Annotated in this window: 24 protein-coding genes and 1 tRNA gene; 6 read left to right on the top strand and 19 right to left on the bottom strand. The window is 65.8% G+C overall.

The window, feature by feature from the left end:
- Positions 1-52: 52 nt before the first annotated feature.
- Positions 53-1,201, top strand: a complete 1,149-nt coding sequence (locus ACN6O8_RS09685) for a tyrosine-type recombinase/integrase (RefSeq protein WP_427990840.1) — start codon at positions 53-55, stop codon at positions 1,199-1,201.
- A gap of 76 nt (positions 1,202-1,277) precedes the next feature.
- Here the strand turns inward: ACN6O8_RS09685 and ACN6O8_RS09680 are convergent.
- The 10 genes from ACN6O8_RS09680 to ACN6O8_RS09635 all read right to left on the bottom strand — a co-directional run bounded on the left by ACN6O8_RS09680 (position 1,278) and on the right by ACN6O8_RS09635 (position 9,311).
- Positions 1,278-1,354 (bottom strand) — tRNA-Pro (locus ACN6O8_RS09680).
- A 162-nt stretch (positions 1,355-1,516) separates the two neighbouring features.
- Entirely contained in the window at positions 1,517-1,951 is a 435-nt protein-coding gene (locus tag ACN6O8_RS09675) for a MerR family transcriptional regulator (protein ID WP_427990839.1), read from the bottom strand.
- Between the two features lie 57 nt (positions 1,952-2,008).
- Positions 2,009-2,347 carry an integration host factor subunit alpha gene (locus ACN6O8_RS09670; protein ID WP_427990838.1) on the bottom strand — a complete coding sequence of 113 codons (339 nt, stop codon included), beginning with the start codon at positions 2,345-2,347 and terminating at the stop codon, positions 2,009-2,011.
- Positions 2,348-2,350: 3 nt separating this feature from the next.
- The gene (gene pheT, locus ACN6O8_RS09665) at positions 2,351-4,768 is read right to left on the bottom strand and encodes a phenylalanine--tRNA ligase subunit beta (protein ID WP_427990837.1); all 2,418 of its coding nucleotides are present in this window, start codon (positions 4,766-4,768) and stop codon (positions 2,351-2,353) included.
- Positions 4,769-4,782: 14 nt separating this feature from the next.
- Complete coding sequence (gene pheS / locus ACN6O8_RS09660; protein WP_054503853.1) at positions 4,783-5,805, bottom strand: phenylalanine--tRNA ligase subunit alpha; 1,023 nt, start codon at positions 5,803-5,805, stop codon at positions 4,783-4,785.
- A gap of 77 nt (positions 5,806-5,882) precedes the next feature.
- Positions 5,883-6,242 carry a 50S ribosomal protein L20 gene (gene rplT / locus ACN6O8_RS09655; protein ID WP_006387998.1) on the bottom strand — a complete coding sequence of 120 codons (360 nt, stop codon included), beginning with the start codon at positions 6,240-6,242 and terminating at the stop codon, positions 5,883-5,885.
- 17 nt (positions 6,243-6,259) lie between these two features.
- Positions 6,260-6,457 carry a 50S ribosomal protein L35 gene (gene rpmI, locus ACN6O8_RS09650; protein WP_006387997.1) on the bottom strand — a complete coding sequence of 66 codons (198 nt, stop codon included), beginning with the start codon at positions 6,455-6,457 and terminating at the stop codon, positions 6,260-6,262.
- Between the two features lie 404 nt (positions 6,458-6,861).
- Entirely contained in the window at positions 6,862-8,388 is a 1,527-nt protein-coding gene (locus ACN6O8_RS09645) for a YifB family Mg chelatase-like AAA ATPase (RefSeq protein ID WP_427990836.1), read from the bottom strand.
- Positions 8,389-8,474: 86 nt separating this feature from the next.
- Positions 8,475-8,726: an accessory factor UbiK family protein gene (locus tag ACN6O8_RS09640; RefSeq protein ID WP_006394062.1), complete on the bottom strand. Its 252-nt coding sequence runs from the start codon at positions 8,724-8,726 to the stop codon at positions 8,475-8,477.
- Between the two features lie 150 nt (positions 8,727-8,876).
- Positions 8,877-9,311, bottom strand: a complete 435-nt coding sequence (locus tag ACN6O8_RS09635) for a DUF5339 family protein (RefSeq protein ID WP_427990835.1) — start codon at positions 9,309-9,311, stop codon at positions 8,877-8,879.
- Between the two features lie 543 nt (positions 9,312-9,854).
- Here ACN6O8_RS09635 and ACN6O8_RS09630 point away from each other — a divergent pair.
- Together ACN6O8_RS09630 and amt are read left to right on the top strand one after the other, a co-directional pair.
- Positions 9,855-10,193: a P-II family nitrogen regulator gene (locus tag ACN6O8_RS09630; protein WP_006218735.1), complete on the top strand. Its 339-nt coding sequence runs from the start codon at positions 9,855-9,857 to the stop codon at positions 10,191-10,193.
- Between the two features lie 31 nt (positions 10,194-10,224).
- Positions 10,225-11,463, top strand: a complete 1,239-nt coding sequence (amt, locus tag ACN6O8_RS09625; protein WP_427990834.1) for an ammonium transporter — start codon at positions 10,225-10,227, stop codon at positions 11,461-11,463.
- Positions 11,464-11,640: 177 nt separating this feature from the next.
- On the opposite strand, the gene ptsP is transcribed toward amt, so the two are convergent.
- The 7 genes from ptsP to rfbD form a co-directional block, all read right to left on the bottom strand.
- Positions 11,641-13,413, bottom strand: a complete 1,773-nt coding sequence (gene ptsP, locus ACN6O8_RS09620) for a phosphoenolpyruvate--protein phosphotransferase (RefSeq protein WP_427990833.1) — start codon at positions 13,411-13,413, stop codon at positions 11,641-11,643.
- A 43-nt stretch (positions 13,414-13,456) separates the two neighbouring features.
- On the bottom strand, positions 13,457-13,726 hold the full coding sequence (locus ACN6O8_RS09615; protein ID WP_006387993.1) for an HPr family phosphocarrier protein: 270 nt from the start codon (positions 13,724-13,726) through the stop codon (positions 13,457-13,459).
- Positions 13,727-13,836: 110 nt separating this feature from the next.
- Positions 13,837-14,238: a PTS sugar transporter subunit IIA gene (locus ACN6O8_RS09610; RefSeq protein ID WP_427990832.1), complete on the bottom strand. Its 402-nt coding sequence runs from the start codon at positions 14,236-14,238 to the stop codon at positions 13,837-13,839.
- 15 nt (positions 14,239-14,253) lie between these two features.
- Positions 14,254-15,234 carry a glutathione synthase gene (gene gshB / locus ACN6O8_RS09605; RefSeq protein ID WP_427990831.1) on the bottom strand — a complete coding sequence of 327 codons (981 nt, stop codon included), beginning with the start codon at positions 15,232-15,234 and terminating at the stop codon, positions 14,254-14,256.
- A gap of 163 nt (positions 15,235-15,397) precedes the next feature.
- A complete protein-coding gene (gene infC, locus ACN6O8_RS09600) occupies positions 15,398-15,949 on the bottom strand; it encodes a translation initiation factor IF-3 (protein ID WP_427991142.1) in 552 nt (183 codons plus the stop codon).
- 20 nt (positions 15,950-15,969) lie between these two features.
- Positions 15,970-17,922 carry a threonine--tRNA ligase gene (gene thrS, locus ACN6O8_RS09595; protein ID WP_427990830.1) on the bottom strand — a complete coding sequence of 651 codons (1,953 nt, stop codon included), beginning with the start codon at positions 17,920-17,922 and terminating at the stop codon, positions 15,970-15,972.
- A gap of 324 nt (positions 17,923-18,246) precedes the next feature.
- The gene (gene rfbD, locus ACN6O8_RS09590) at positions 18,247-19,161 is read right to left on the bottom strand and encodes a dTDP-4-dehydrorhamnose reductase (RefSeq protein WP_427990829.1); all 915 of its coding nucleotides are present in this window, start codon (positions 19,159-19,161) and stop codon (positions 18,247-18,249) included.
- Between the two features lie 296 nt (positions 19,162-19,457).
- Here rfbD and ACN6O8_RS09585 point away from each other — a divergent pair, with 296 nt between their 5' ends.
- Positions 19,458-20,189: a response regulator gene (locus tag ACN6O8_RS09585; RefSeq protein ID WP_427990828.1), complete on the top strand. Its 732-nt coding sequence runs from the start codon at positions 19,458-19,460 to the stop codon at positions 20,187-20,189.
- A 55-nt stretch (positions 20,190-20,244) separates the two neighbouring features.
- On the opposite strand, the gene hemN is transcribed toward ACN6O8_RS09585, so the two are convergent.
- Positions 20,245-21,672, bottom strand: a complete 1,428-nt coding sequence (gene hemN / locus ACN6O8_RS09580) for an oxygen-independent coproporphyrinogen III oxidase (protein ID WP_427990827.1) — start codon at positions 21,670-21,672, stop codon at positions 20,245-20,247.
- 123 nt (positions 21,673-21,795) lie between these two features.
- On the opposite strand from hemN, the gene ACN6O8_RS09575 reads away from it, so the two are divergent.
- Positions 21,796-22,071 carry a hypothetical protein gene (locus ACN6O8_RS09575; protein ID WP_427990826.1) on the top strand — a complete coding sequence of 92 codons (276 nt, stop codon included), beginning with the start codon at positions 21,796-21,798 and terminating at the stop codon, positions 22,069-22,071.
- Between the two features lie 34 nt (positions 22,072-22,105).
- On the opposite strand, the gene ACN6O8_RS09570 is transcribed toward ACN6O8_RS09575, so the two are convergent.
- Positions 22,106-23,596, bottom strand: coding sequence for a glycosyltransferase family 39 protein (locus ACN6O8_RS09570; protein ID WP_427990825.1), 1,491 nt, complete (start codon positions 23,594-23,596; stop codon positions 22,106-22,108).
- Between the two features lie 296 nt (positions 23,597-23,892).
- Between ACN6O8_RS09570 and ACN6O8_RS09565 the strand changes: the two genes are divergently transcribed.
- On the top strand, positions 23,893-24,627 hold the full coding sequence (locus ACN6O8_RS09565; protein WP_427990824.1) for a FadR/GntR family transcriptional regulator: 735 nt from the start codon (positions 23,893-23,895) through the stop codon (positions 24,625-24,627).
- The last annotated feature ends 1 nt before the right edge of the window (position 24,628 follow it).

Genomic DNA, 24,628 nt, shown 5'->3' with positions numbered 1-24,628 from the left:
ACGATATCGCCGGCAACAGTGGCCGCGCTCATAGCAATAGAGGTAACAACCTATGGCGCGAAAAACCATCACGGGTCTCCAGCTCCGTGGCAGCCTATGGCACATCGATAAGCAGATCAAGGGCTACGGACGCCTTTGCGAGAGCACTGGAACTAGCGACCGCAAGGAAGCCGAAAAACTCTTGATTTTTCGCTTAGAGGGTATCCGCCAGAGCACCGTCTACGGAGTGCGTCAGGACCGCATCTGGCGAGAGGCCGCAACCCGATTCTTGGAGGAATATTCTCACCAGCCGTCTATCTGGCATTCGGCTATCTACCTGAAGCAGCTAGATCCCTACATCGGGGACTTGCCCATTCGGGAGGTGGACAACGAAAACCTGGAAGCCTACGTCGAGGCGCGCCTGAACGCCGGCCGGGCGCCGCGAACCATCAACATCGCACTGCAGCGCGTAGTACGGATTCTGAACCTGTGCGCCCGCAAGTGGCGAGATGAACGCAAGCGGCCGTGGCTCGACAGTGTGCCGTTGATCGAGATGGTGGAAGACCGAAACCCGCGACAGCCCTACCCCATGGGGTGGGACGAGCAGGATGTGTTCTTCACGGAATTGCCCAGTCACCTGCGCCGCATGGCACTGTACAAGGTGAACACCGGGTGCCGCGAGCAGGAGGTCTGCAAGCTGCGCTGGGAATGGGAAATTCCGGTGCCCAGCCTGCGCACTTCGGTGTTTCTGCTACCTGCTGATTTCGGCGGCCGTTTCGAGGACAGTGGGGTCAAAAACCGCCAGGACCGTTTGGTGGTCCTGAATCGCGTAGCTCGAGCGGTCATCGAGGGCCAACGAGGCCTGCACCCGGAATGGGTGTTCCCGTACCACGGCACGGCGCTGCACCGAATGAACGACAGCGCGTGGCGCAAGGCGCGTGAGCGCGCCGCGGCAAAATGGGCACAGACCCACGGCCGGCCCGCCCATGAGGGTTTCGGGCAGCTGCGCGTGCATGACCTGAAGCACACCTTCGGCCGCCGCTTGCGGGCCGCGGACGTGCCTCATGAAGACAGGCAGGTGCTGCTGGGTCACACCAACGGCAGCGTGACATCGCATTACTCTGCGGCCGAACTCGGCAAGTTGATCGAGCACGCCGACAAGGTAGCGGCCACGGCAGAGCACACCCCCGCTCTGACGGTGCTGAAACGGCGATACGCGTGATGGAGAAGTCACGCAAAAGTCACGCAAAAAGGAAAGGGGGTTAGTGATTACTATTACTAACCCCCTAGGGTATTGCTGGTCGGGACGGCGGGATTCGAACTCGCGACCCCTTGCACCCCATGCAAGTGCGCTACCAGGCTGCGCTACGCCCCGAAAGAAAAAGAGTATAGCAGACCTAAAAAATGTTTGCACGCATTGGTGCAAAAAAAGTGCCGAATACTCAAAAAATTTTGCGTGCCCCACGCGATGCCTGCAACGCTCACAGGCACGGCTCGCGCATGGCACGCAAGGTACTGAATTTGAAGCGCGCCCGGCTCAGGCCGGGGCGTTGGCGCTCACCGCATTGCTGGCGCTCGAAACCGGCGCGGCCGTGCCAAGCGCTTCGCCCAGCATCGCCGACACATTGCCCAGCTCGTTACGCAGGGCCTGCATCTCGGCGCCGCTCAAGCGCACCGCCGCGTCCTGGTCATGCGGCGTATCGCGCGCATCGCCCAGGCGGTTGCGCGCGCCGCTGATGGTGAAGCCTTGCTCGTAAAGCAAGGAGCGGATGCGACGGATCAGCAGCACTTCGTGATGCTGGTAATAGCGACGGTTGCCGCGCCGCTTCACCGGCTTGAGCTGCGTGAATTCCTGTTCCCAGTACCGCAAGACATGGGGCTTGACGCCACACAGGTCGCTGACTTCACCGATGGTGAAGTAACGCTTGGCGGGAATGGGCGGTAAGGTAACGGTGGATTCGGTACGTGTCATAAGAGAATTCTATGCCGCGATGCGTCGAGTGCCGATAACAATTACCGACAAAGCGTATCACTCCTCGGCGTCGGGCGCTGCGGGAGTGGCCTGCTCCACCACGCTCTTGAGTTTCTGACTGGCGTGGAACGTGACCACGCGGCGTGCGGCGATGGGGATGGTCTCGCCGGTCTTGGGGTTGCGCCCCGGACGCGGCGGCTTGTCGCGCACCTGGAAATTGCCGAAGCCCGAAAGCTTGACGGAATCGCCACGCGCCAGGGCGTCGCGGATTTCCTCGAAGAACGTGTCGACGATGTCCTTGGCTTCGCGTTTGTTCAGGCCGACCCGCTCAAAGAGCAGTTCGGCCAGCTCGGCCTTGGTCAGGGTGCGCGGCTCGGCAAGCATACGGTTCCCCATGGTTCAAGCGCGCTGGCGCGCGCCGTGGGCACTGACCAAAGCGTCCTTGATGCGCGCCAGGCAATCGGCCACCCGGGCTTCGTCCAGTGTGACCTCAGTGTCCTGTAGCCAGAAACGGAACGCAAGGCTTTTCTCGGCCACGGGCTGATCGCCCTGGGCCTTTTCCCGCCAGACGTCGAACAGGCGTACATCCTGCACCACGGCCAGTTGCGGATCGGCCTTGATCGTCGTCGCCACCGTGTCCAGCATGGACTGCACGGTCACGGGCGCATCGACCCACAGGGCCAGATCGCGCACCACCACCGGCTGGCGCGACAGCTCGCGCACGCGCGGCAGTTCGCCCGCGGACAGGGCGTCCACATCCAGCTCGAACACCACCGGCGCATGCGCCAGGTCGGCCTGCTGCGCCCAGCGCGGGTGCAGTTCACCGATCCAGCCGACCTGCCTGCCGTCCAGCGCGATGCGCGCGCTGCGGCCCGGATGCAGCGCCGGATGGGCCGCGGCCTCGAAACGCAGGCGGTCGCCACGAGCGCCAAACAGCGCCTCGACGTCCATCTTCACGTCGTAGAAATCGACCTGGCGCGCGGGCACGCCCCACTGTTCTTCCACCGACGGCCCCCAGGCGGCGCCGGCCAGCTTGAGCGGCTGGCGCACACCGGCCACTTCCAACGGGCCGTCCTGCGCGGCGGCGTCGCGCACAAACACGCGGCCCAGCTCGAACAGGCGCACGCGCGTCTGCTTGCGGTTGGCGTTGTGGCGGATATTGGCCACCAGGCCGGCGATCAGGCTCGAACGCATCACCGACAGATGGCTGGCGATCGGGTTGACCAACTTGACCGGCGTATCGTTGCCGGCGTAGTCGCGTTCCCACTCGGCTTCGACGAAGCTGTAGTTGACGACTTCCTGGTAGTCCTGCGCGGCGGCCAGGCGACGCAGCGCGTGCGGGCCGCGGCGCACCTCGGGTTGCGAGAACATCTTGGCGCGCGCCAGCGGCGGCACCGCGGGGATGTTCTCGAAACCGTAGATGCGAGCCACTTCCTCGATCAGGTCTTCCTCGATTTCGAGGTCGAAGCGGTACGACGGCGGGGTGACAATGAAGTCGTCGCCGTCAAGCGTGAATTCCAGACCCAGGCTGCCGAAGATCCGGGCAACTTCGGCCTGCGTGACAGGCACGCCCAGCACGCGGTGGCAACGCGCCAAGCGCATGCGCACCGGCTCGCGCTTGGGCAGGTTGACGATCTGGTCATCCAGCGGACCGGCCTGGCCGCCGCAGATGTCGACGATCAGGCGCGTGATGAATTCGATGTGCTGCGGGATCGTGGCGAAGTCCACGCCGCGCTCGCCGCGGTGGCTGGCCTCGGAGCTGAACTTGTAGCGGCGCGCGCGGCCGGCCAGCGATTGCGGCCACCAGAACGCGGCTTCCAGGTAGATGTTCTGCGTATCGAGCGTGACCGAGGTGGCTTCGCCGCCCATGATGCCGGCCAGGCTTTCGACCTGGTCGCCCGCCACCACCACACCCACCTTGGAATCGAGCGTGACCGTCTGGCCGTTCAGCAGTTCGAGCGTTTCGCCTTCGCGCGCCCAGCGCACCGACAGGTCGCCATGGATCTTGTCCAGGTCGAACACGTGCGAGGGACGGCCCAGCTCCAGCATGACGTAGTTGGAGATGTCCACCAGCGCCGACACCGAACGCTGACCGGCGCGCTCCAGGCGCGTCTTCATCCATCCGGGGGTCTGGGCGCGGGCATTCACGCCGCGGATCACGCGGCCACCGAAGCGGCCGCACAGATCGGGCGCCTCGACCTTGACGGGCAGGCGCTCGTCCAGCGTCACCGGCACGGCCTTGGCGGTGGGCACGGACAGCGGCGCGCCGGTCAGCGCGGCGACTTCGCGCGCCACCCCCAGGATCGACAGGCAGTCGGCGCGATTGGGCGTCATCTTCAGCGTGAAGAGCGTGTCGTCCAGGTTCAGCGCCTCGCGGATCGACTGGCCCGGCACCATGTCGGCCGGCAGTTCCAGCAGGCCGGCATGGTCTTGCGACAGGCCCAGTTCGCGCGCCGAGCACAGCATGCCCGACGACTGCACGCCGCGCATCTTGGCCACGCCGATCTTCATGCCGCCGGGCAGTTCCGCGCCGACGCGGGCCAGCGGCACCTTCAGGCCGGCGGCCGCGTTGGGCGCGCCGCAGACGATCTGCAGCAGCGTGCCCGAGCCGTCATCGACCTGGCAGACGCGCAGCTTGTCGGCGTCGGGATGCGGGGCGATTTCGACGATGTGCGCGACCACCACGCCCGTGAACGGGGGCGCGGCCGGCACGGTGTCTTCGACTTCCAGGCCGGCCATGGTGAGCCGGTGCGCGAGTTCATCGGTTGCGATCGGAGGATTGACCAGCGTACGCAGCCAGGATTCGGGAAATTGCATGATCTAGCCGTCTGTTATTCGTTGAACTGGCGCAGGAAGCGCAAATCGCCTTCGTAGAACTGGCGCAGGTCGTTCACGCCGTAGCGCAACATGGTCAGGCGCTCCAGGCCGGAACCGAAGGCAAAGCCGATGTAGCGTTCCGGGTCCAGGCCGAAGTTGCGCACCACCTGCGGGTGCACCTGGCCCGAGCCGGAGATCTCCAGCCAGCGGCCACGGTTCGGGCCCGACGTGAACATCATGTCGATTTCAGCCGACGGTTCGGTGAACGGGAAGAACGACGGGCGGAATCGCACGACGAGATCGTCGCTTTCGAAGAAGCAACGCAGGAAATCGGTGTACACGCCCTTCAGATCGGCGAAGGAAATATCTTCGGCGATCCAGAGCCCTTCCACCTGGTGGAACATGGGCGAGTGCGTGGCGTCGCTATCGACGCGGTAGGTGCGCCCCGGCGCGATGACCTTGATGGGCGGCTTGTGCATGCGGGCGTAACGCACCTGCATGGGGCTGGTGTGCGTGCGCAGCAGCAGCGGCAGGCCGTCGGCGTCTTTCATGTCGACGTAGAACGTGTCCTGCATGGAACGCGCCGGATGGTCCAGCGGGTTGTTGAGCGCGGTGAAGTTGGTCCAGTCGTTCTCGACTTCGGGGCCGTCTGCGACGTCAAAGCCAATAGAGCGGAAGATCTCTTCGACCCGCTCCCAGGTCCGGATCACCGGATGGATGCCGCCCGGCACACGGCCGCGGCCCGGCAACGATACGTCAATGGTTTCGGAGGCCAGGCGGGCGTCCAGCTCTGCTTGCACCAAGGCGGCGCGGCGCAGGTTCAGGAGCTCTTCGACCTTCTGCTTGGCCTGATTGATCCGGGCGCCCATGTCGCGCTTCTGCTCGGGATCGAGCTTGCCCAGGCCTTTGAGCAGGACCGTCAGCGCGCCGTCCTTGCCCAGGAAGCGGGCCTTTGCATTTTCGAGCGCGGCGGCATTGTTGGCCGCGGCGAACAGTTCCTGTGCCTGGGAGACCAGGTCGTCAACCGATTGAGTCATGAAATCCAGCCTTCAAAACGCAAACGGGGCCATTACAGCCCCGTTTGCAGCGATGCGCGATGAGTTAAAGCGCGCGATCAGGCAGCCAAGGCAGCCTTGGCTTGCTGCACGATGGCGGCAAAGCCGGCCTTGTCGCGCACGGCCAGATCGGCCAGAACCTTGCGGTCGAGTTCGATCGCAGCCTTCTTCAGGCCGGCGATGAACACGCTGTAGCTGACGCCATGTTCGCGAACGGCGGCGTTGATACGCGTGATCCACAGCGCGCGGAACGTGCGCTTCTTGTTGCGGCGGTCGCGGTAGGCGTATTGGCCAGCGCGCATGACCGCTTGCTTGGCGATACGGAACACATTACCGCGGCGGCCACGGTAACCCTTGGCGGCGGAAATGACTTTTTTGTGACGTGCGCGGGCGGTGACGCCGCGTTTGACGCGAGGCATAGTAGATCTCCCTTATATCAAGCGAAAGGCATCATGGCTTTCACGGAAGCCACGTTGGTTTCATGAACCGCCGCCGAACCGCGCAGCTGGCGCTTGTTCTTGGTGGTCTTCTTGGTCAGGATGTGACGCTTGAACGCCTGACCACGCTTGATGGATCCGCTGCCGCGAACCTGAAAGCGCTTTGCGGCGCTTTTCTTGGTTTTCATCTTGGGCATGATGATTCCCTAAACTGAACGCATTGTTGATTTACATGACGCGAGGTGCTTGTCACAAGGCGGTTGGCGCCGCCCCAAACCACGAAGGCAGGAGCGTTCGACCTACACCATTGCAGCAAAACTTGAGAACCTCTTGCCACTTCTGGGGGTACTGCTTGGGGTACTGCTTTGGAGTACTGCTTTGGGGTAATACTCTCGGACTACCCCCGAAAGCGCCGCCAGGGCACTTCCGGGCTTTCCCCGCACCGGCGGCAAAAAAGTTAGCCTGGATCCGGGAAAGCCTTTGATTATATGGTGATTTCCCTGGTTTTGTCGAGCCAACCCGCACATCGGGACGAGGGATCGCCACGCAACCCGGAACGGGGCCGGGCGCGATGACGGGCGGCGCCGGGGCAGACCGGCCATCATACCCCTGGCTGGCGATACTGCACCGCCTGGGCCACGTGACTGGCCGCCAGGGTATCCGCGCCGTCCAGATCGGCGATGGTCCGCGCCACCCGCAAGGCGCGATGCAGGGCCCGGCCGGAGCCGGCCAGCCGCCGCATCGCCTGCAACAACAACGTCCGCGCCGCCGGCTCCAGGGCGCAGTGGCGTTCCAGCTCGGCCCCCGCCAGACCGGCGTTGGGCTTGCCCTGGCGCGCCAACTGGCGTTCGCGGCACCGTGCCACCCGCGCCCGCACCGGCGCCGAGGCCTCGCCGGGCGGCCCCTGCAGACTGTCCAGATCGGGCGGGGGCAGGGCCACGTGCAGGTCGATCCGGTCCAGCAACGGGCCGGAGACCTTGCCGACATAACGCGCCACCTGGTCGGGTGTGCACTGGCAGGCGCGGCGGGGGTGGCCGCGCCAACCGCAGGGGCAGGGATTCATCGCGGCCACCAGTTGGAACCGGGCGGGAAATTGCGCGGTACGCAGGGCGCGGGCAATGACCACCCTGCCCGTCTCCAACGGTTCGCGCAACGCCTCGAGCGTGCCGCGACTGAACTCGGGCAGTTCGTCCAGGAACAGCACGCCATGATGCGCCAGGCTGATCTCGCCGGGGCGCGGGCGGCCACCACCGCCCACCAGGGCGAAGGCCGACGCCGAATGATGCGGCGCGCGAAACGGCGGCGTCCCCATGGGCGTGTCCGCCACGCCCGCCAGCGCGGCGATGGCCGCGACCTCGAGCGCCTGGGTCCGCGCCAGCGGCGGCAATAACCCGGGCAGGCGCGCGGCCAGCATGCTCTTGCCGGCCCCCGGCGGCCCCACCATCAGCAGGCTATGGCCGCCGGCCGCCGCGACCTCCAGGGCGCGCCGCGCCCCGGCCTGACCTCGCACATCCGCCAGGCAAGGCGCTGGCGGGGTCTCGGGCCAGGCGGCCGGGATCGCGTCGGGCAGACGGCAGAGACCGGCCACATGGGCCGCCACGTCCGCCAGGCTGCGGGCCGACAGTACCCGCAGGCCCTCGACCCAGGCCGCCTGCTCGGCGCTGCCCGCCGGCAGGATCAGGGTGGCGCCGGGCGATTCGCGCGCCACGCTCAGCGCGATCACCAGGGCGGCGGAGACGGGTACCAGCGCGCCCGTCAGCGACAGCTCGCCCGCCAGCACCAGGCCGGCCAGCAGCGGATCCGGCGCGGCCTCGGCAGCGCCGGCTTCGCCCTGCGGTGCCAGTTGTCCCGCGGCCAACAGCAGGCCCAGCGCGATGGGCAGATCGAAACGGCCGGATTCCTTGGGAATATCGGCCGGCGACAGATTGACCGTGATGCGGCCGGCGGGAAAATTGAAGCCGCTGTTGAGGATGGCCGCGCGTACGCGTTCACGGCTTTCGCGCACCTCGGTATCGGGCAACCCGACCACATTGAAGCTGGGCAGGCCCGGCCCCAGGTGCGTTTCGACCCGCACCGCATGGGCGTGCAGGCCGCTGAGGGCGCGGCTGGCGATTACGGCAAGCGTCAAGACGGTCTCCGGTGGCGATCGAAGACCAGTATGCCGAAAACGAAAACGGCCGCGGAAGCGGCCGTGGCAAAAACGTCCCGCGCGGATCACTTGTCCAGGGCGGACAGGCGCGACTCCAACTGCTCGACCGTGGCGGCCAGTTGATCGACGCGGGCACGCGTGCGCGCCAGCAGGTCGGCCTGCACATCGAACTCTTCGCGCGTGACCAGATCAAGCTTCGAAAACGCCTGCGTCATCATGGCGCGCACGTTGCGCTCGACGTCCGCCGCCGGACTGCGGGCGATCAGGTCGGAAATGTTCTTCTGGATGTCTTCCATCCACTGGGTACGATTGTTCATAGCGGCCTCACATGTACTTGACCCCTCAAGTGTAGTGCTTTCCCGGCGCGCGCCACGGGCAAAAAAAGAGGGCGGGCCGCATGCGGTGACCGCCCATCAAAGCACAGGAGAAAACCGGGCCGCCTTGGGGGCGGCCCCCTACCAACATCGTTACTTGCAGCCCATCTGCGAAGCGGACTGCGCAAACAGATCGGCAGACTGTTTGCATTGGGCAGCCAACTGCGTCTTGTCGCTGATCGAGGCCCATTGAGTCTTGGCGGCGTCCAGTTGCTGCTTGAAACTGGCCGCGGCGGGGTTGGAAGCGCCGAGCTTGTCCATGCAAGCGCTGACCTGGGTCAGGTAGGCGTCGCATTCGGCGGGCAGACCAGCGGTGGCGCCAGCCGGGGCGGCCGAGCCGGACGGCGCGGTGGTGGCCTGCGGCGTGGTAGCGGCGGGCGGCGTACCCGGCGTCGTGGTGGACGGCGCCGGCGTGGTCGACGCCGCGGGCGGCGCGGCCTTTTCGTCGCTCTTGTTGCAACCGGCCAGGGCAGTCAGCGCGGCGGTCAGGGCCAGCACCGCAAGCGTATTGCGTTGGATCGTCATCATTCCTCTTTCCTTTCTTGCTTTTTGATATTGAGAGAGCCGCGACGCCGGAACCCTGTTGCCGCGGCCCGATCGGCCCAGATACCGCCATGAGCTGGCCTTGATTCTTCTTCAGCCTACCTTGGGCAACAAGCTTATGCGTGTAAACCCTCGTATCACGTCCCGCCCCTCTTTCTGCCGCGCCCGCCTCCCGCTTTCACGCGCCTGAAGATACGCCGCCGGCCGCGCGAAGCCCGGCCCGCAACGCTGCGCGGCCCGCTCGCCCGATCCGCCCGGCCGCGACGCGCTGACGGCAAAACACGACAAGTCGCAACAGGCCCGGCATCAACTGGCAACAAATGATGGCGGCGGAACATATTCCGTTGCATTCCTCACCGGCGAGGGATCATGCACCGGATTGAGGCTGACGCGTGGTGCATGACGCACTATATTGGTGCAGTCAGGCACAAGAAACGCGCCTGTCCTGCCGCTCTGCGGGCGCCATCCCGGATGGCATGGAATTTGCTTGATGGACGATGCCAACGTGCAACCATGAGAGGAAATGCCATGAAACTCATCATCGCCATCATCAAGCCCTTCAAGCTCGACGAAGTGCGGGTGGCTCTATCCGGAATCGGCGTCCAGGGCCTCACCGTTACCGAAGTGAAAGGGTTCGGGCGCCAGAAAGGCCACACCGAGCTGTATCGCGGCGCGGAATACGCCGTCGACTTCCTGCCCAAGCTGCGTGTCGAAGCGGCCGTGCCCGACCACTTGGTCGACCAGGTCATCGAAGCCATCGAGCAAGCCGCCCGCACCGGCAAGATCGGTGACGGCAAGATCTTCGCCGCCCCCCTCGAACAAGTGATCCGTATCCGGACGGGCGAAGCCGGCGAAGCTGCGCTGTAGACAAATAAGAAAGACTCATTGGAGCCTGAAAATGGATAAAGCAGATATCTCCTGGTTGCTCGTCTCTACCCTCCTCGTATTGATGATGGCCGTACCCGGTCTGGCGATGTTCTATGGCGGCCTGGTACGCAGCAAGAATGTGCTGTCGGTGCTGCTGCAAGTGTTGTGCACGTTCGTGCTGGGCCTGGTCCTCTGGTTCATCTACGGTTATTCGCTCGCCTTCACTGAAGGCAACGCCTTCTTCGGCGGCCTCTCGCGCGCCTTCTTCTCGGGCATGTTCAACCCGGCCGACGGCAAGTACGCCATGTCGAACTCGCTGACCGAGCTGCTGTTCGCCTCGTTCCAGGCCACGTTCGCCGGCATCACCTGCGCGCTGATCGTCGGCAGCTTCGCCGAACGCGCCCGCTTCTCGGCGGTGCTGGTGTTCACGGTGATCTGGTTCACCTTCGCCTATATCCCCATCGCGCACATGGTCTGGTTCGCCTCGGAAACGGCGCCCGGCCTGCTCAACGCCAAGGGCGCGCTGGACTTCGCTGGCGGCACGGTGGTGCACATCAACGCCGGCGTGGCCGGCCTGGTGGGCGCCTACGTGGTCGGCAAGCGCGTCGGTTACGGCCGCGAAGCCATGCAGCCGCACAACCTGCCGATGACGTTCGTCGGCGCCGCCCTGCTGTGGGTGGGCTGGTTCGGTTTCAACGCCGGTTCGGCGCTGGCCGCCAACGAGAACGCCACGCTGGCCTTCTTCAACACCATGATCGCCACCGCCGGCGCCGTCCTGGCCTGGCTGTTCACGGAATGGGCCATCAAGGGCAAGCCCTCGATGCTGGGCGCGGCCTCCGGCGCCATCGCCGGCCTGGTGGGCATCACCCCGGCGGCCGGCCTGGTTGGCCCGGTCGGCGCGCTGATCATCGGCGTGATCGCCGGCATCGTCTGCGTCTGGGGCGTCAATGGCCTGAAGCGCCTGCTGCGTGCCGATGACGCGCTGGACGTGTTCGGCGTGCATGGCGTGGGTGGCATCGTCGGCGCCCTGCTCACCGGCGTCTTCAACGCCCAGATCCTGGGTGGCCCGGGCCTGGCCGAGCCTGGCATGATCCTGGGCCAACTGTGGGTGCAGCTCGAAGGCGTGCTGTTGACCATCGTCTGGTCGGGCGTGGTCGCCTGGATCGCCTACAAGATCGCCAACGCCCTGTGCGGCCTGCGCGTGCCGGAAGACCAGGAACGCGAAGGGCTGGACGTCACCAGCCACGGCGAATCGGCCTACCACAGCTGATCGCGGCCCGCGCCACGGCGCGAAGGGCAACGGCAAACCCCCTGCCCCAGCAGGGGGTTTTTTCGCCCGTCCGGCGGGCAACCGTCGGCCTCGCCATGCTCCTCCCAGAAAAAAACCCGGCGCATGCGCCGGGCTCTTGATGCGCGGGAACGGCCTCGCGGGCCGCCACCGCCCAGGTCACAGGTCCAGGGTATCCAGATCCACCGGCAAGGCCCGGTTCAGAGCGCTGGCGACCTTCACGCGCAGCGCATTGGAGTGGGCGCGGCGCACCTCCCGCTTGACGTCCAGCAACTGCTGCGGGTGCATCGAGAATTCGGTCAACCCCAGGCCCAGCAGCAATCGCGTCATGCGCGAATCGCCAGCCATTTCGCCGCACACGGCGACCGGCTTGCCCGCCCTTTCGCCCGCGTTGATGGTATGGGCGATCAGCCGCAGCACCGCCGGATGCAAGGGGTCATAGAGCGCCGCCACGTCATGGTCGCCGCGGTCGATGGCCAGCGTGTACTGGATCAGGTCGTTGGTGCCGATCGAGAGGAAATCCAGCGCCTGCGCGAAGGGTTCGATGGCGATGGCGATGGCCGGCACCTCGACCATGGCGCCCACTTCCATGTGCGCCGCGTAGGCCTGGCCGCGCGCATCCAGTTCGCGCCGCGCCGACTCGATGGCCGCCCGCGTCGCCACCACCTCGTGCATGTGAGCGATCATTGGGATCAGCAGCCGCACCGGCCCGTGGGCCGAGGCCCGCAGAATGGCGCGCAACTGCGTGGCGAACATCTCCGGACGCGCCAGGCAATAGCGGATGGCGCGCTGCCCCAGCGCCGGGTTGGTGGCCACCGTGGCTTCGCCGTCCAGCGTCTTGTCCGAGCCGATATCGAGCGTGCGGATGGTGACCGGGCGGCCCGCCATCACCTTGACGACGGACGAATAGGCCTCGTACTGCTCTTGCTCGCCCGGCAGGTCCGGACGTCCCATGAACAGGAATTCGCTGCGAAACAGGCCGATGCCGTGCGCCCCGGAGGCCAGCGCCAGCGCCGCTTCTTCCGGCAGTTCGATATTGGCGTGCAGGACGATGTCGATACCGTCCAACGTGATGGATGGTTCGTCGCGCAGCAGGCTCAGTTCGGCGCGCTCATCGGCGTAGGCGGCCTGGCGGCGGCGGTATTCCTGCAGGATGCGTTGCGACGGGTTGACCACCACCGCGCCAGCGGCGCCGTCGATGATCAGCATGTCACCGTCGCGCACCAGCTCGCGCACGTTGCCCATGGCCACCACGGCCGGCACGCCCATGCTGCGCGCCACGATGGCGGTATGCGAGGTCGGCCCGCCCAGGTCGGTGACGAAGGCAGCGAAGCGCCCGCCGCGCAGGCGCAACATGTCGGCCGGCGAGATATCGTGCGCCACCACCACCAGCGCCTCGTCCCCCCCCATGTGCGACATGTCGGGCAGGATGGCCGAGGTGCCGGACAGCACGTGCAGCACCCGCTCGATCACCTGGCGCACGTCCGCGCCGCGTTCGCGCAGGTATTCGTCCTCCATGGCGTCGAACTGCTGGCCCAGGATCTGGCCCTGCGTGGTCAGCGCCCATTCGGCGTTGTAGTGCCGCTCGGCAATCAGCGCCAGCGTCTGCTCGGCCAGCAACGGGTCGCCCAGCAACAGGCTGTGCACATTGAGCATCGCGCCCAACTCGCGCGGCGCGTCGGCCGGCAGGGTATCGGCCAATTGCAGCAGTTCCTGCTGGGCCGAGGCCAGTGCCTCGGTCAGGCGACGGCTTTCAGCGGGCACGTCCTCGGGCGAGATGCGGTAGTGGGCGACTTCCAGCGCCGCCGCCCCCATGACCACCGCGCGGCCGATGGCGTAGCCGCGCGCCACGCCCTTGCCGTACAAACAAATAACGGGGCTGGCAGAGCCAGCCCCGTCATGCGCGGGAACCGCGGCGCCCGCCGCGGACATGCCGGCCCGGACCTTGTCCGGGCCGGCGGATTCGGAAGCGCTGCTATTCCTGTTCACCGAATTTGCTGTCGAACAGAGTTTCAATTTCGGAGAGCGCCTGCTCGGCATCGCTGCCGGAAGCCTCCAGTTTGACCGTCACGCCCAGGCCGGCGGCCAGCATCATGACCCCCATGATGCTCTTGGCATTCACGCGTTGTGCCCCCCGCGAGATGAAGATCTCGCTGGAGAACTTGCTGGCCAGTTGCGTCAGTTTGGCGGCCGCCCGCGCATGCAAACCCAGTTTATTGCTGATGACAATGTCTGTATTAGGCATAGGAATTATGGTGACCGCGGCGTCACACCGCAGTTGGTGATTGCAGCAAATTGTCCAAGCGCTCGTCGGCTTGAAATATTAGCCGAAATAATAGGACAAGTTCCTGCCCGTCAGTCTACCCGCAATACCCCTTGCACTCCGCCTGCCAACGCCTTCTCGCGGGTCTCGGCAAGCGAGAGATTGCGGTAGGTCAGCGCCCGCAGCAGCATGGGCGTGTTCAGGCCCGCCAGCACACAACACTGAATACCCTGGGCCTGCGCGTCGGCCACGGCCCGCTTCGAGATATTGGCGGGCGTGGCGCCGATCAGGTCGGTCAGCACCAGCACCCCGCCGCCATGATCCTGCTCGAGAATGTCCTTGAGCACGGCGGGCGCCAGGTCATCGGGCCGGTCCTCGGGCTGGATGTCGTGGATCGCCAGCAGGCCGTCGAGGTTGCCCATGACGTGGCTGGCGCATTCGCGCATGGCCGCGCCCAGCGGCGCGTGCACAACGATGACAATACCCGTGGTCATGACCGTTCCAGGGGCTCAGGCCGCGGCCGCAACCGAAGCGCCGGCCGCCACCGCTTTCTCGAGCGCCTGCACGAACATGCCGGCGACGTCGAAGCCGGTCTGCTCGGCGATTTCCACGAAACAGGTGGGGCTGGTGACGTTGACTTCGGTGACGTAGTCGCCGATGACATCCAGGCCGACCAGCAGCAGGCCGCGCGCGGCCAGCTTGGGGGCCACGGCCTCGGCGATCTCGCGGTCGCGCGGCGACAGCGGCTGCGCCACGCCCCGGCCGCCGGCGGCCAGGTTGCCGCGCGTTTCGCCGGCCAGCGGAATGCGCGCCAGCGAATACGGCACCGGCTCGCCGCCGATCAAGAGGATGCGCTTGTCGCCCTTGACGATCTCGGGAATGTAGCGCTGCGCCATGATGGTGCGCGCACCGTTGTCGGTGAGCGTTTCCAGGATCGCGTTGAGGTTCGGGTCCTTGGGCTGCAGGCGGAACACACCGGTGCCGCCCATGCCGTCCAGCGGCTTGACGATGACGTCGTGATGGGTCTCATGGAACGCCTTCAGGCGCGCCATGTTGCGCGTCACCAGCGTTGGCGCCGTGAACTCGCTGATCTCGGTGATGGCCAGCTTTTCAGGGTGGTTGCGAATCGCCGCGCCGCTGTTGAACACCTTGGCGCCCTGCGCCTGGGCGTATTCGAGCAGATGGGTGGAATACACGTATTCCATGTCGAAGGGCGGGTCTTTGCGCATCACCACCGCGCCGAAATCGGCCAGCGGCAGATCCTGGGGCGCCGCTTCGCGCCACCAGTCGTGGCCGTGCAGGTCGGCGTCGGCGACCAGCTCGATCGGCGTGGAGACGGCCTTGACCATGCCGGTCTCGATGTACAGGTCGCCCTGCATGGCCACGCTGAGCGTATGGCCGCGCGCCACCAGGGCACGCATCATGGCGACAGAACTGTCCTTGTACGCCTTCAAGAGCGGCAAGGGATCCAAAACGAACAAAACATGCATCGCGACACCCCGAACGTACACCGCCTTCCCTTTCGGGAAGGCGGCTATCTATGACATCGTAGCGCAGAGCCGCCCAATAAGCGAACCCGCCGAACATGGGCTGGACGGCGGGTCGCGGACTGGAGCGGCCAAGCCTTCCCGGCAAGGAAGGCCGGCAGGAGCTTTATGCCGCCGATTCCGGCTTGCCCGCGGGGGCCGCCTTCTTCTTGGGCGCCAGCACCATGACCATCTGACGGCCTTCGAGCTTCGGCATGGCTTCGACCTGGGCCAGTTCCAGCAGATCGTCGCGCACACGCTCAAGTACCCGCATGCCCAGTTCCTGGTGAGCCATTTCACGGCCACGGAACCGCAGCGTCACCTTGGCCTTGTCGCCTTCCTCGAGGAAGCGGCGCAGATTGCGCAGCTTGACCTGGTAGTCGCCCTCGTCGGTGGCAGGACGGAATTTGACTTCCTTGACCTGGATGACCTTCTGCTTCGAACGAGCTTCGGCCTGGCGCTTCTGCTCTTGGTACTTGAACTTACCGTAGTCCATCAAACGGCAGACCGGCGGCTCGGCGTTCGGCGCGATTTCCACCAGATCCACGTCGCTTTGCTCGGAAAGACGGAACGCGTCGGCGATCTTGACGATGCCCAGCTGTTCTCCGTCCAGACCTATCAGGCGCACCTCGGGGACGCGGATTTCACCGTTGATGCGATTGGCTTTTTCAGTGGCGATGTTGAAAGCTCCTAGAAATGTTAAGCAGCGCTGCTATCGGGATGATTGACGTCGCGACGGGTGGAAACATCCTCGGCCAATCGCGCGACGAATTCGTCGATGGCGATGGCGCCGAGGTCCAGACCACCCAGTCCGCGTACGGCGACGGTGCCGTTTTGCTTTTCCTTGTCGCCGACGACAAGGATGTACGGAACCTTTTGCAGGCTGTGCTCCCGAATTTTACGAGTGATTTTTTCACCGCGCAAATCGGACTCTACTCTAAAGCCTTGTTTTTTCAGGCTTTGCGTGATTTCAGCCGCATAATCGGCCGAAGGTTCGGAAATGCAGCACACCACGGCCTGCACCGGAGCCAGCCAGGGCGGCATCGCGCCGGCGTGGTTTTCGATCAGCATGCCGATGAAACGCTCGAGCGAACCCAGGATGGCGCGGTGCAGCAACACGGGCGGACGGCGCTGGTCGTTCTGGTCCACGTACTCGGCGCCCAGGCGCACGGGCATGGAGAAGTCGACCTGGATCGTGCCGCACTGCCAGTGGCGGCCGATGGCGTCCTTCAGCGTGTATTCGACCTTCGGGCCGTAGAACGCGCCCTCGCCCGGGGAGATCTCGAATTCGCAACCGGTGCGGCGCAGGCTTTCCATCAGGGCCTGTTCGGCCGTGTCCCAGACCTCGTCCGAGCCGATGCGCTTTTCGGGACGCGTGGCGACCTTGTACAGCACCTCGGTGAAGCCGAAGTCGCGGTAGACCTTCTGCAGCAGGGCCGTGAAGTCGGCGCATTCGTCCTGGAGCTGTTCCTCGGTACAGAAGATATGACCGTCGTCCTGCGTGAAGCCGCGCACGCGCATCATGCCGTGCAGCGAGCCGGACGGTTCGTTGCGGTGGCACTGGCCGAATTCGCCGTAGCGCAGCGGCAGCTCGCGGTACGAGTGCAGGCCGGCGTTGAAGATCTGCACGTGGCCCGGGCAGTTCATGGGCTTGAGGCCATAGACGCGGTTCTCGGACTCGGTCGTGAACATGTTTTCACGGTAGTTGTCCCAGTGGCCCGTCTTCTTCCAGAGCGAGAGATCGAGAATCTGCGGCGCCTTCACTTCCTGGTAGCCGTTGTCGCGGTAGACCGAGCGCATGTATTGCTCGACCTGCTGCCACAGGGCCCAGCCCTTGGGATGCCAGAAGATCAGGCCGGGCGCCTCGTCCTGGAAGTGGAACAGGTCGAGTTCGCGGCCGATCTTGCGGTGGTCGCGGCGCTCGGCTTCTTCCAGCATGTGCAGGTAGGCTTCCTGCTCTTCCTTGGTGGCCCAGGCGGTGCCGTAGATGCGCTGGAGCATCTCGTTCTTGCTGTCGCCGCGCCAGTAGGCGCCGGCCACCTTCATCAGCTTGAAGACCTTCAGCTTGCCCGTGGACGGCACGTGCGGGCCGCGGCACAAGTCGATGAAATCGCCTTCGCGGTACAAGCTGAGCGGCTCGTTCGACGGAATCGAGGCGATGATCTCGGCCTTGTATTTTTCACCGATGCCCTTGAAGAACTCGACGGCGTCGTCGCGCGACCAGACTTCGCGCGTGACGATTTCGTCCTTCTTGGCCAGTTCGGCCATCTTCTTCTCGATGGCCGTCAGGTCTTCGGGCGTGAACGGGCGCTTGTACGAGAAGTCGTAGTAGAAGCCGTTGTCGATCACCGGGCCGATGGTGACCTGGGCGTCCGGGAACAGCTCCTTGACGGCGTAGGCCAGCAAGTGCGCCGTGGAATGGCGGATCATGTCCAGGCCGTCGGCATCCTTGGCGGTCACGATGGCCAGGCGCGCGTCGCCCTCGATGCGGTAGCTGGTGTCGACCAGCTTGGAATCGGCGCCGTCAAAGGTCACGCGGCCGCCCAAGGCGGCTTTGGCCAATCCCGCGCCGATCGATTGCGCCACTTCGGCAACCGTGACCGGCCCCGGGTATTGGCGCTGCGAACCATCGGGCAATGTGATCTGTACCATCGGGAATGCTTCCTGGGTTCTGGAGAGAAAAAACGAAATTCAGAAACGACAAACGCGGCTGGTAGCCGCGTTTATCTGGTTGTCTTGCTGAGTCCTACCGCTGACCTGACACGGTGAAACCCGACGCACGAAAAACTAACGCGACATAGGGCGAAAGTTCCGGGTCGTAGTTCGTGCCAGCGGGAAAAACATGGTGCCTGAGCCTTCAGGGTGGACGGGCGCATTGCCATCCACACGGCTGGCAGTGCTTATCGTTGCCGATTGTAGCACCCTTTGGCCCCGATTCGTGACATTCGCGCGACAGAAGCGGCCTTCCTCCCGGCCTTAAGCCAGATTGCGGCTGTCTGCGATCGCGGCCAGCGCGTGGATCACGCCGGTTTCCCAATGCGGCGCGCGGATCCCGAAAGTACGCTCCAGCAACCGGCTGTCGAGCCGCGAGTTGGCGGGCCGGCGCGCCGTGGTGGGATACTGGGCGGACGGCACCGCCCGGATGTCGCCCGGCGTCAGGGTCACCGCCAGGCCGGCGCGACGCGCCTGCTGCGCGATGAAACAGGCGTACTCGTACCAGCTGGCGTCGCCGGTCGCCGCCAGGTGGTACAGACCGAAGGGAAATGCCGCACCGGCCGGCAGCGCGAGGTAGCGCGCCAGCACCAGCGCGGTGGCGTCGGCGATGTAGGCGGCGCCGGTCGGCGCGCCGCGCTGGTCGCTCACCACCCGCAGCGCCTCCGGCTGGCGCAACGCCATTAGCATGGTCTTGAGAAAGCTGTTGCCAAAGACGCCGTAGACCCACGACGTGCGGAACACCAGGTGCGCCGGGTTGATGGCGCGCACCGCCTGCTCGCCGGCCAGCTTGCTGCGGCCATAGGCGTTCAGCGGCGCTGGCGCATCGTTCTCGTCGTAGGCGCCGACCTTGGCGCCGTCGAACACATAGTCGGACGAATAGTGGACGATGAGCGCCCCGCGATCGGCCGCCAGCGCCGCCAGCTCGCCCACCGCCTGCGCGTTGACGCGCATGGCCCGCGCCGCGTTTTCTTCCGCGCGCTCGACAGCGGTGTAGGCGGCCGCGTTGACGATGATGTCCGGCTTCTCCCGCCGCACCAACCGCGCGATCTGCAGGGGATAGGTCAGGTCGCAGTCAGCACGACCGACCGCGGCCACCTCGCCCTGCGGTGCCAGGCTGCGCCGCAGCTCGAAGCCCAATTGGCCGTCCCTGCCTATCACCAGAATTTTCTTGGACATGCGCCGTCCACCGCCTTGCCTGTTTCTTGCCCCACGGCGCGGCGAAATGCCGGCCCGCGGAACCGCACCGATTTTATTCCCTGCCGCCCTTCCGGATGGCCCGGGGCTAACGTCGCATCACGGTATCACAAACGTAGTTTTGTCTGATTCGTGTTTAGTTTTGACCAGGATGAAGCCGTAAGACCATAAGCTTCACACTCGAATTTCGGACTGGTTACGGCGAGTGTGCAGTCTCAGCCGCCTTCGGGCACGCACCTTATTTACCGACGTTTTCCCGTCCATTCTGTGGAGTCCTGATGAATACTGCCTCTGCGCCGGATGCCGCTTCTGCCGAGCCGCGATCCCCCGATGCAGGTGACCGCCCCAATTCCCGCAAGCACCTGCTGCTGTCGCGGCCGCCTCCCGTCATCCGGGTGGCGATCCTCGACGACCACCCTGTCGTGGCGCTCGGCCTGGGCGCCTACCTCGACGCCCGCCCCGGCTTCCGCGTCATCCACCAGGAAACCTCGGCCAGCCGGTTGCTCGACAAGCTCGCCAGCATGCCCTGCGACGTCGCCCTGATCGACTTCTATCTGCCCCAGGAACCCTGGGACGGCGTCAACTACCTGCGCCGCTTGCGGCGCTACCATCCGAATCTGGCGATCATCACCTTTTCGGCCGGCAACCGCCAGGAAACCCAGTACGCGGCCTATCGCGCCGGGGCCAACGGCTACCTGGCCAAACAATGGGGCATGTTGCTGCTGCCCGAAATGATCCACGGCGTCCTCAGCAAGAAAGATCCCTTCCTGTCGGTGCAGGACGGCAAGATCCGTCCGCTGTCGCCGCGCCCGCCCCACGCGATGCTGACCACCTCCGAAGTCGAGGTCCTGCGCCACATCAGCCAAGGGCTGTCGGTCACCCAGATCGCCACGCGCCTGAAGCGCAGCAAGAAAACCGTCAGCACCCACAAGCGGCGCGCCATGCGCAAGTTGCAGTTGTCCGACGACCTGGCGCTGGCCCTGTTCCTGCGCGAGAAATTCGCCGAATAGCCCCACACGGGGCCGGCCCTCATCGGCGGCCTGGCGGGGCGGCCCGGCGGCCCCGTCAGATGATGCGCGAGTAGCTGGCGCTGGTGGCCGCCGTGCGCAGATAGCCGTCGAACGTCATGGCGACGGCCCTGACGAAATACCAGCCCAGCCCGGTCACCCGTAATTCGCCGGCACGCAGATTGACCAGGCCGAGTTCGGCCAGGTTCGCCACCTGCGACAGCTCGGGCCCGAAATAGTCACCGAAGCGCAGGCCATGGCGTGCCTCGACGCGGGCGAAATCCACCTTGCCCTGGCACATGATGTCCATGATGACTTCACGCCGCGCCAGGTCGTCTGCGCTGAGCGCCAGCCCTCTTTCAACGGCGAACCGGTCGGATTCGATGGCGGCGTAATAGCCGTCCAGATCCTTGGCATTCTGGCTGTAGGTATCGCCGATGCGGCCAATGGCTGACACGCCCAAGGCCACCAGATCGCGGTCGGGCTGGGTGCTGTAGCCCTGGAAATTGCGGTGCAGTTCGCCGCGCTGCTTGGCGATGGCCAGGGCGTCCGTGTTCAGCGCGAAATGATCCATGCCGATGTAGGTGTAGCCCTGCTTCAGAAAACCTTCGATGGCGGCGCTGAGCAGGCCGACGCGGGTGGCGCGGTCTGGCAGGTCCGCCGCGTTGATGCGGCGTTGCGGCTTGAAGCGCTCAGGCAGATGGGCGTAGGCATAGAGCGCGATTCGGTCGGGCCGCAGCGCGCTGACCTGGGCAATGGTGCGCGCGAACGATTCGGTGGTCTGCAACGGCAGGCCGTAGATCAGGTCGACGTTGACCGAGGCGTAGCCCAGCGCGCGAGCGCTTTGCATCAGGTCGCGCACGTCTTCGAAGGACTGCACGCGGTGAACCGCCACCTGCACCCGCGCGTCGAAATCCTGCACCCCGAAGCTGAGGCGATTGAAGCCCAGCTTGCGCAGCTTTTCCAGGCGTTGCGGCGTGGCGGTGCGGGGATCGACCTCGATGGAGAGTTCGGCGTCGGGCAGGAAATGGAAGGCGCCGCGCAGATCCGCCATGAGGCGGTCGAGTTCTTCGTCGGACAGAAAGGTCGGGGTGCCGCCGCCGAAATGCAGTTGCGATACCGGCACGCCCGGGCCCAGTTCGGCCACATGCAGCGCGACTTCCCGCGCCAGCGCGTCGAGGTAGCGGGCGGCGCGGTCGTGATGGCGGGTCACGACCTTGTTACAGGCACAGTAATAACAGACTGACTCGCAGAACGGGATGTGCACGTATAGCGACAGCGGCTCGCGGGTACAGGACTCGCGCCGCCGCCGCAGGGCCTGCCGGTATTGGTCGACGCCGAAATCGCCGCGGTAGCGGTCGGCCGTGGGATAAGAGGTGTAACGCGGCCCGTTCTTGTCCAGGCGCGCCAGCAACTGCGGCGGAAAGAAGGGCTCGGCGGGGGCGGCCAGAGGTTCGGCGAAGGCTGGGCGTAGGGCGGCTTGCATACCTCGAATTATTCGCCCGCGCCGCCCCGCCCGCCTTGATCTTGCGCAAACGCGCCAGCGCCCGCCGCCAGGCGCTGGCGCCCGTAAAATGCGGGGCCTCCCTCCATTACAAGGACATTCCCCGTGGACACCGAACTCGACGGCCGCCTGCTCGCGCTGCGCCAGGCGCTGGCGATCGCCATCGCCCTTTCCACCCGAGGCAACCCGCAAGCCACGGACATGGCGCTGGAATTGCTGGGCGACCTGAAGGCCAATCTGGATGACACCCCGGCGGACAGCCCCTTCGACCAGCCCGAATGGGCGCGCGGCGCGCACGACGAACTGGACGGCATCGCGCGCCTGGTGCGGGCTTTCACCCAGACGCCGGAACCGGATGGCGGGCCGGATAACGAAGCATAAAGACCCGCTGGCGCGGCCGCCGTCCTGCCCCCCTTCACCGCGCGGCGACGCCGGCACGGATCGTGATCGGCGGCCGCGCACGCCAATACAGCAGGGGAAAATCCGGCCCGACGGGCTGAAAACCCTCCGGTGGCGCTTTGGCCTTGCGCAATTCCAGGGCCCCGCTGTCGGCCACCAGTGCGGGGCCGACCCAGGGGCTGAAACGGCTCTGGCCGTCGATCAGCACCACGGGCCTTTCCGGCAGCCACAATGCCAATGCGCCCGCCTCCGCCCACGGGCCGGAGATGACCCGCACCGGCCCGCCCAGCGCCGCGACGGCGGGCTGGTGCAACACCGAGGCCAGTGCCTGCGCATCGAAGTAGCGCCAATCGGTCGCGCGCCGCAACAGGCCGGCGCCATTCGGCGCGGTCAGCCCCACCCGCAACATCAACAACAGCTGAATGACCAGGAACACCGACAGGGCGCGGCGCGCCGGGAACGGTGCGCGCCACCCCTCGCGCGCCAGTTCCATCGCCGCCGGCACGATGAACAGCAGGAACGGCGTGCCCCAATGCAGCTGGATGTGCGCGCCGGAAATGAGCGCCATCACGCTGACGAACAGCAGCGGCACCAACCCGAAGGACAACAGCAGCGCGCGCGCCGCCTCGCCCCCAGCCGGCGCAGGGGTGGCCTGGCAGGCGGCATGCGCGCGCCGCTGGCGGCGGGTGACCACCCACAGCGCGGCCAGGAAAGCCCAGGCGGGCAAGGCACGGTTCAGCAATTGATCACCCCACCAGCGCGCGACCTCATGGCCGCGCGCGCTCCACGATAAGCCGGCGGCCAGCGACGACGACATCGCATAACGCAGCGGCTCGAAATCGTGATTGATCAGCCACACCAGGTGCGGCGCGAACACCGCCAACGCGGTCAGGCCGGCCACCTGCAGGCCGAACAGATGCATGGGATCGCGCCAGGCCTTGCGGGCCCACCAGAACACCAGCACCGCCAGGCCGGCCACCGCCATCTGGTACTTGGCCAGCGCCCCCAGCCCCAGGCAGGCGCCCAGCACGATCCACCAACCGATCCTGCGGGTGGTGTAGGCCTTCCAGCAGGCCGCCGCGCACCCTGCCACCAGCGGGATCAGGACGATCTCGTGGTTGTAGAAGTACAGCCGGCCGTTATAGAACGTGACGCACAGACCGGCCAGCGCGGCGGTCGCGGCATACGCCTGGCCACGCATGCCGCGCAGCATGTTCCACATCAAGACAAAGGCGCCGAGCGTGCAGAGCGCGCCCAGGAGGTACGTGGTCCAGGCGCTCCACCCCAGCAGTTGCACGGCGGGCCAGAGCAGCCAGGTCGGCAGCGGCGGATGTTTGTAGTAGCCCCATTCCAGACTGCGCACCCAGATCAGTTGCTCGATGTTGTCGGTGGGCGGCGCCAGCACGGCCCGATCCGACAACCACAACCACGCCAAGGCGTACAGCGCCATGCCGACGCCGATCCGCCCGGGCCGCGGCGTCCACGCCTTGTTGCTCCCCACTTGCACGCCCTTCTCCCATTGCCGGCGTACGCGATGCCCCGCCCTGTCGACCTCGCTTCGAGGCGCAGCGATTATCGGCGCCGACCGGCGTCACGAGGGCGCGGGATTTGTTCGGCAATTGTTCGAAAACTGTAAAGCGCGAGGGTATTCCGACTGGCGAAAATTGGCCTGACCACCAGATAGGAAGACGGGAAATCCCTGTGATCGTTTTCCCTTTATCCGGCCTTTTTTCACTGTTATTTCAAGAGGAACCCTCCTATATTTGTGGCCTGACCACCTGACCATGATGGCGCAGTATCACGATGAGTACCTTCCAAGCCGTAGCCGTCACCCGCCTCTATCGCATGATTGCCGACCAGATCGCCGGACGCATCCGCGCCGGCGACTTCCCGCGCGGCGGCCGGCTGCCATCCGAACGGGAGCTGGCCGAGCAATTGCAGGTGAGCCGGGCCTCGATCCGGGAAGCCCTGATCGCCCTGGAAATCGAAGGCTATGTGGAAGTGCGCGTGGGCAGCGGGGTGTTTGTCACCGCCTCGCGCGAGGCCGCCCCCGCCGCGGCGGCCAACGCCCAGGCGGTCACCCAGGACGACATCGGCCCCTTCGACCTGCTCGAAGCCCGCATGCTGATCGAACCCGAGTGCGCGGCGCTGGCCGCGCAGCAAGGCACGCCGGCGCAGATCGCGGCGATCCGCGCGGCCCAGGATGCCATGTCGCTGACCGACTCGCCGGGCTGGCACGACCGTGAATTCCACAGCGCCATCGCCGCGGCCTGCGGCAATGCGGCGCTGGCGGCCTCGGTGGCCCATCTGTGGAGCCTGAGCCTGGCCAGTCCGGTGTTCAGCCGCATGCAGGATTACTTCGTCAACACCAAGGTCTGGGCGGTGGCCCATGCCGAGCACCAGCGCATCCTGACCGCGATCCTGGCACGCGATCCGATCCGCGCGCGCCACGCCATGCATGCGCACCTGATCGGCATCCTGGCCCGCCTGCGGGAAGACTTCGGCGACGACGACGGGAGCATCCGCCCCGACATCTAGG

Origin of the sequence: Achromobacter sp. (assembly GCF_050285565.1) — a bacterium.
Taxonomy (GTDB): domain Bacteria; phylum Pseudomonadota; class Gammaproteobacteria; order Burkholderiales; family Burkholderiaceae_B; genus Achromobacter.
The sequence above is the reverse complement of the archived record's forward strand: the minus strand, read 5'-3'. Positions and strand labels throughout refer to the sequence as shown.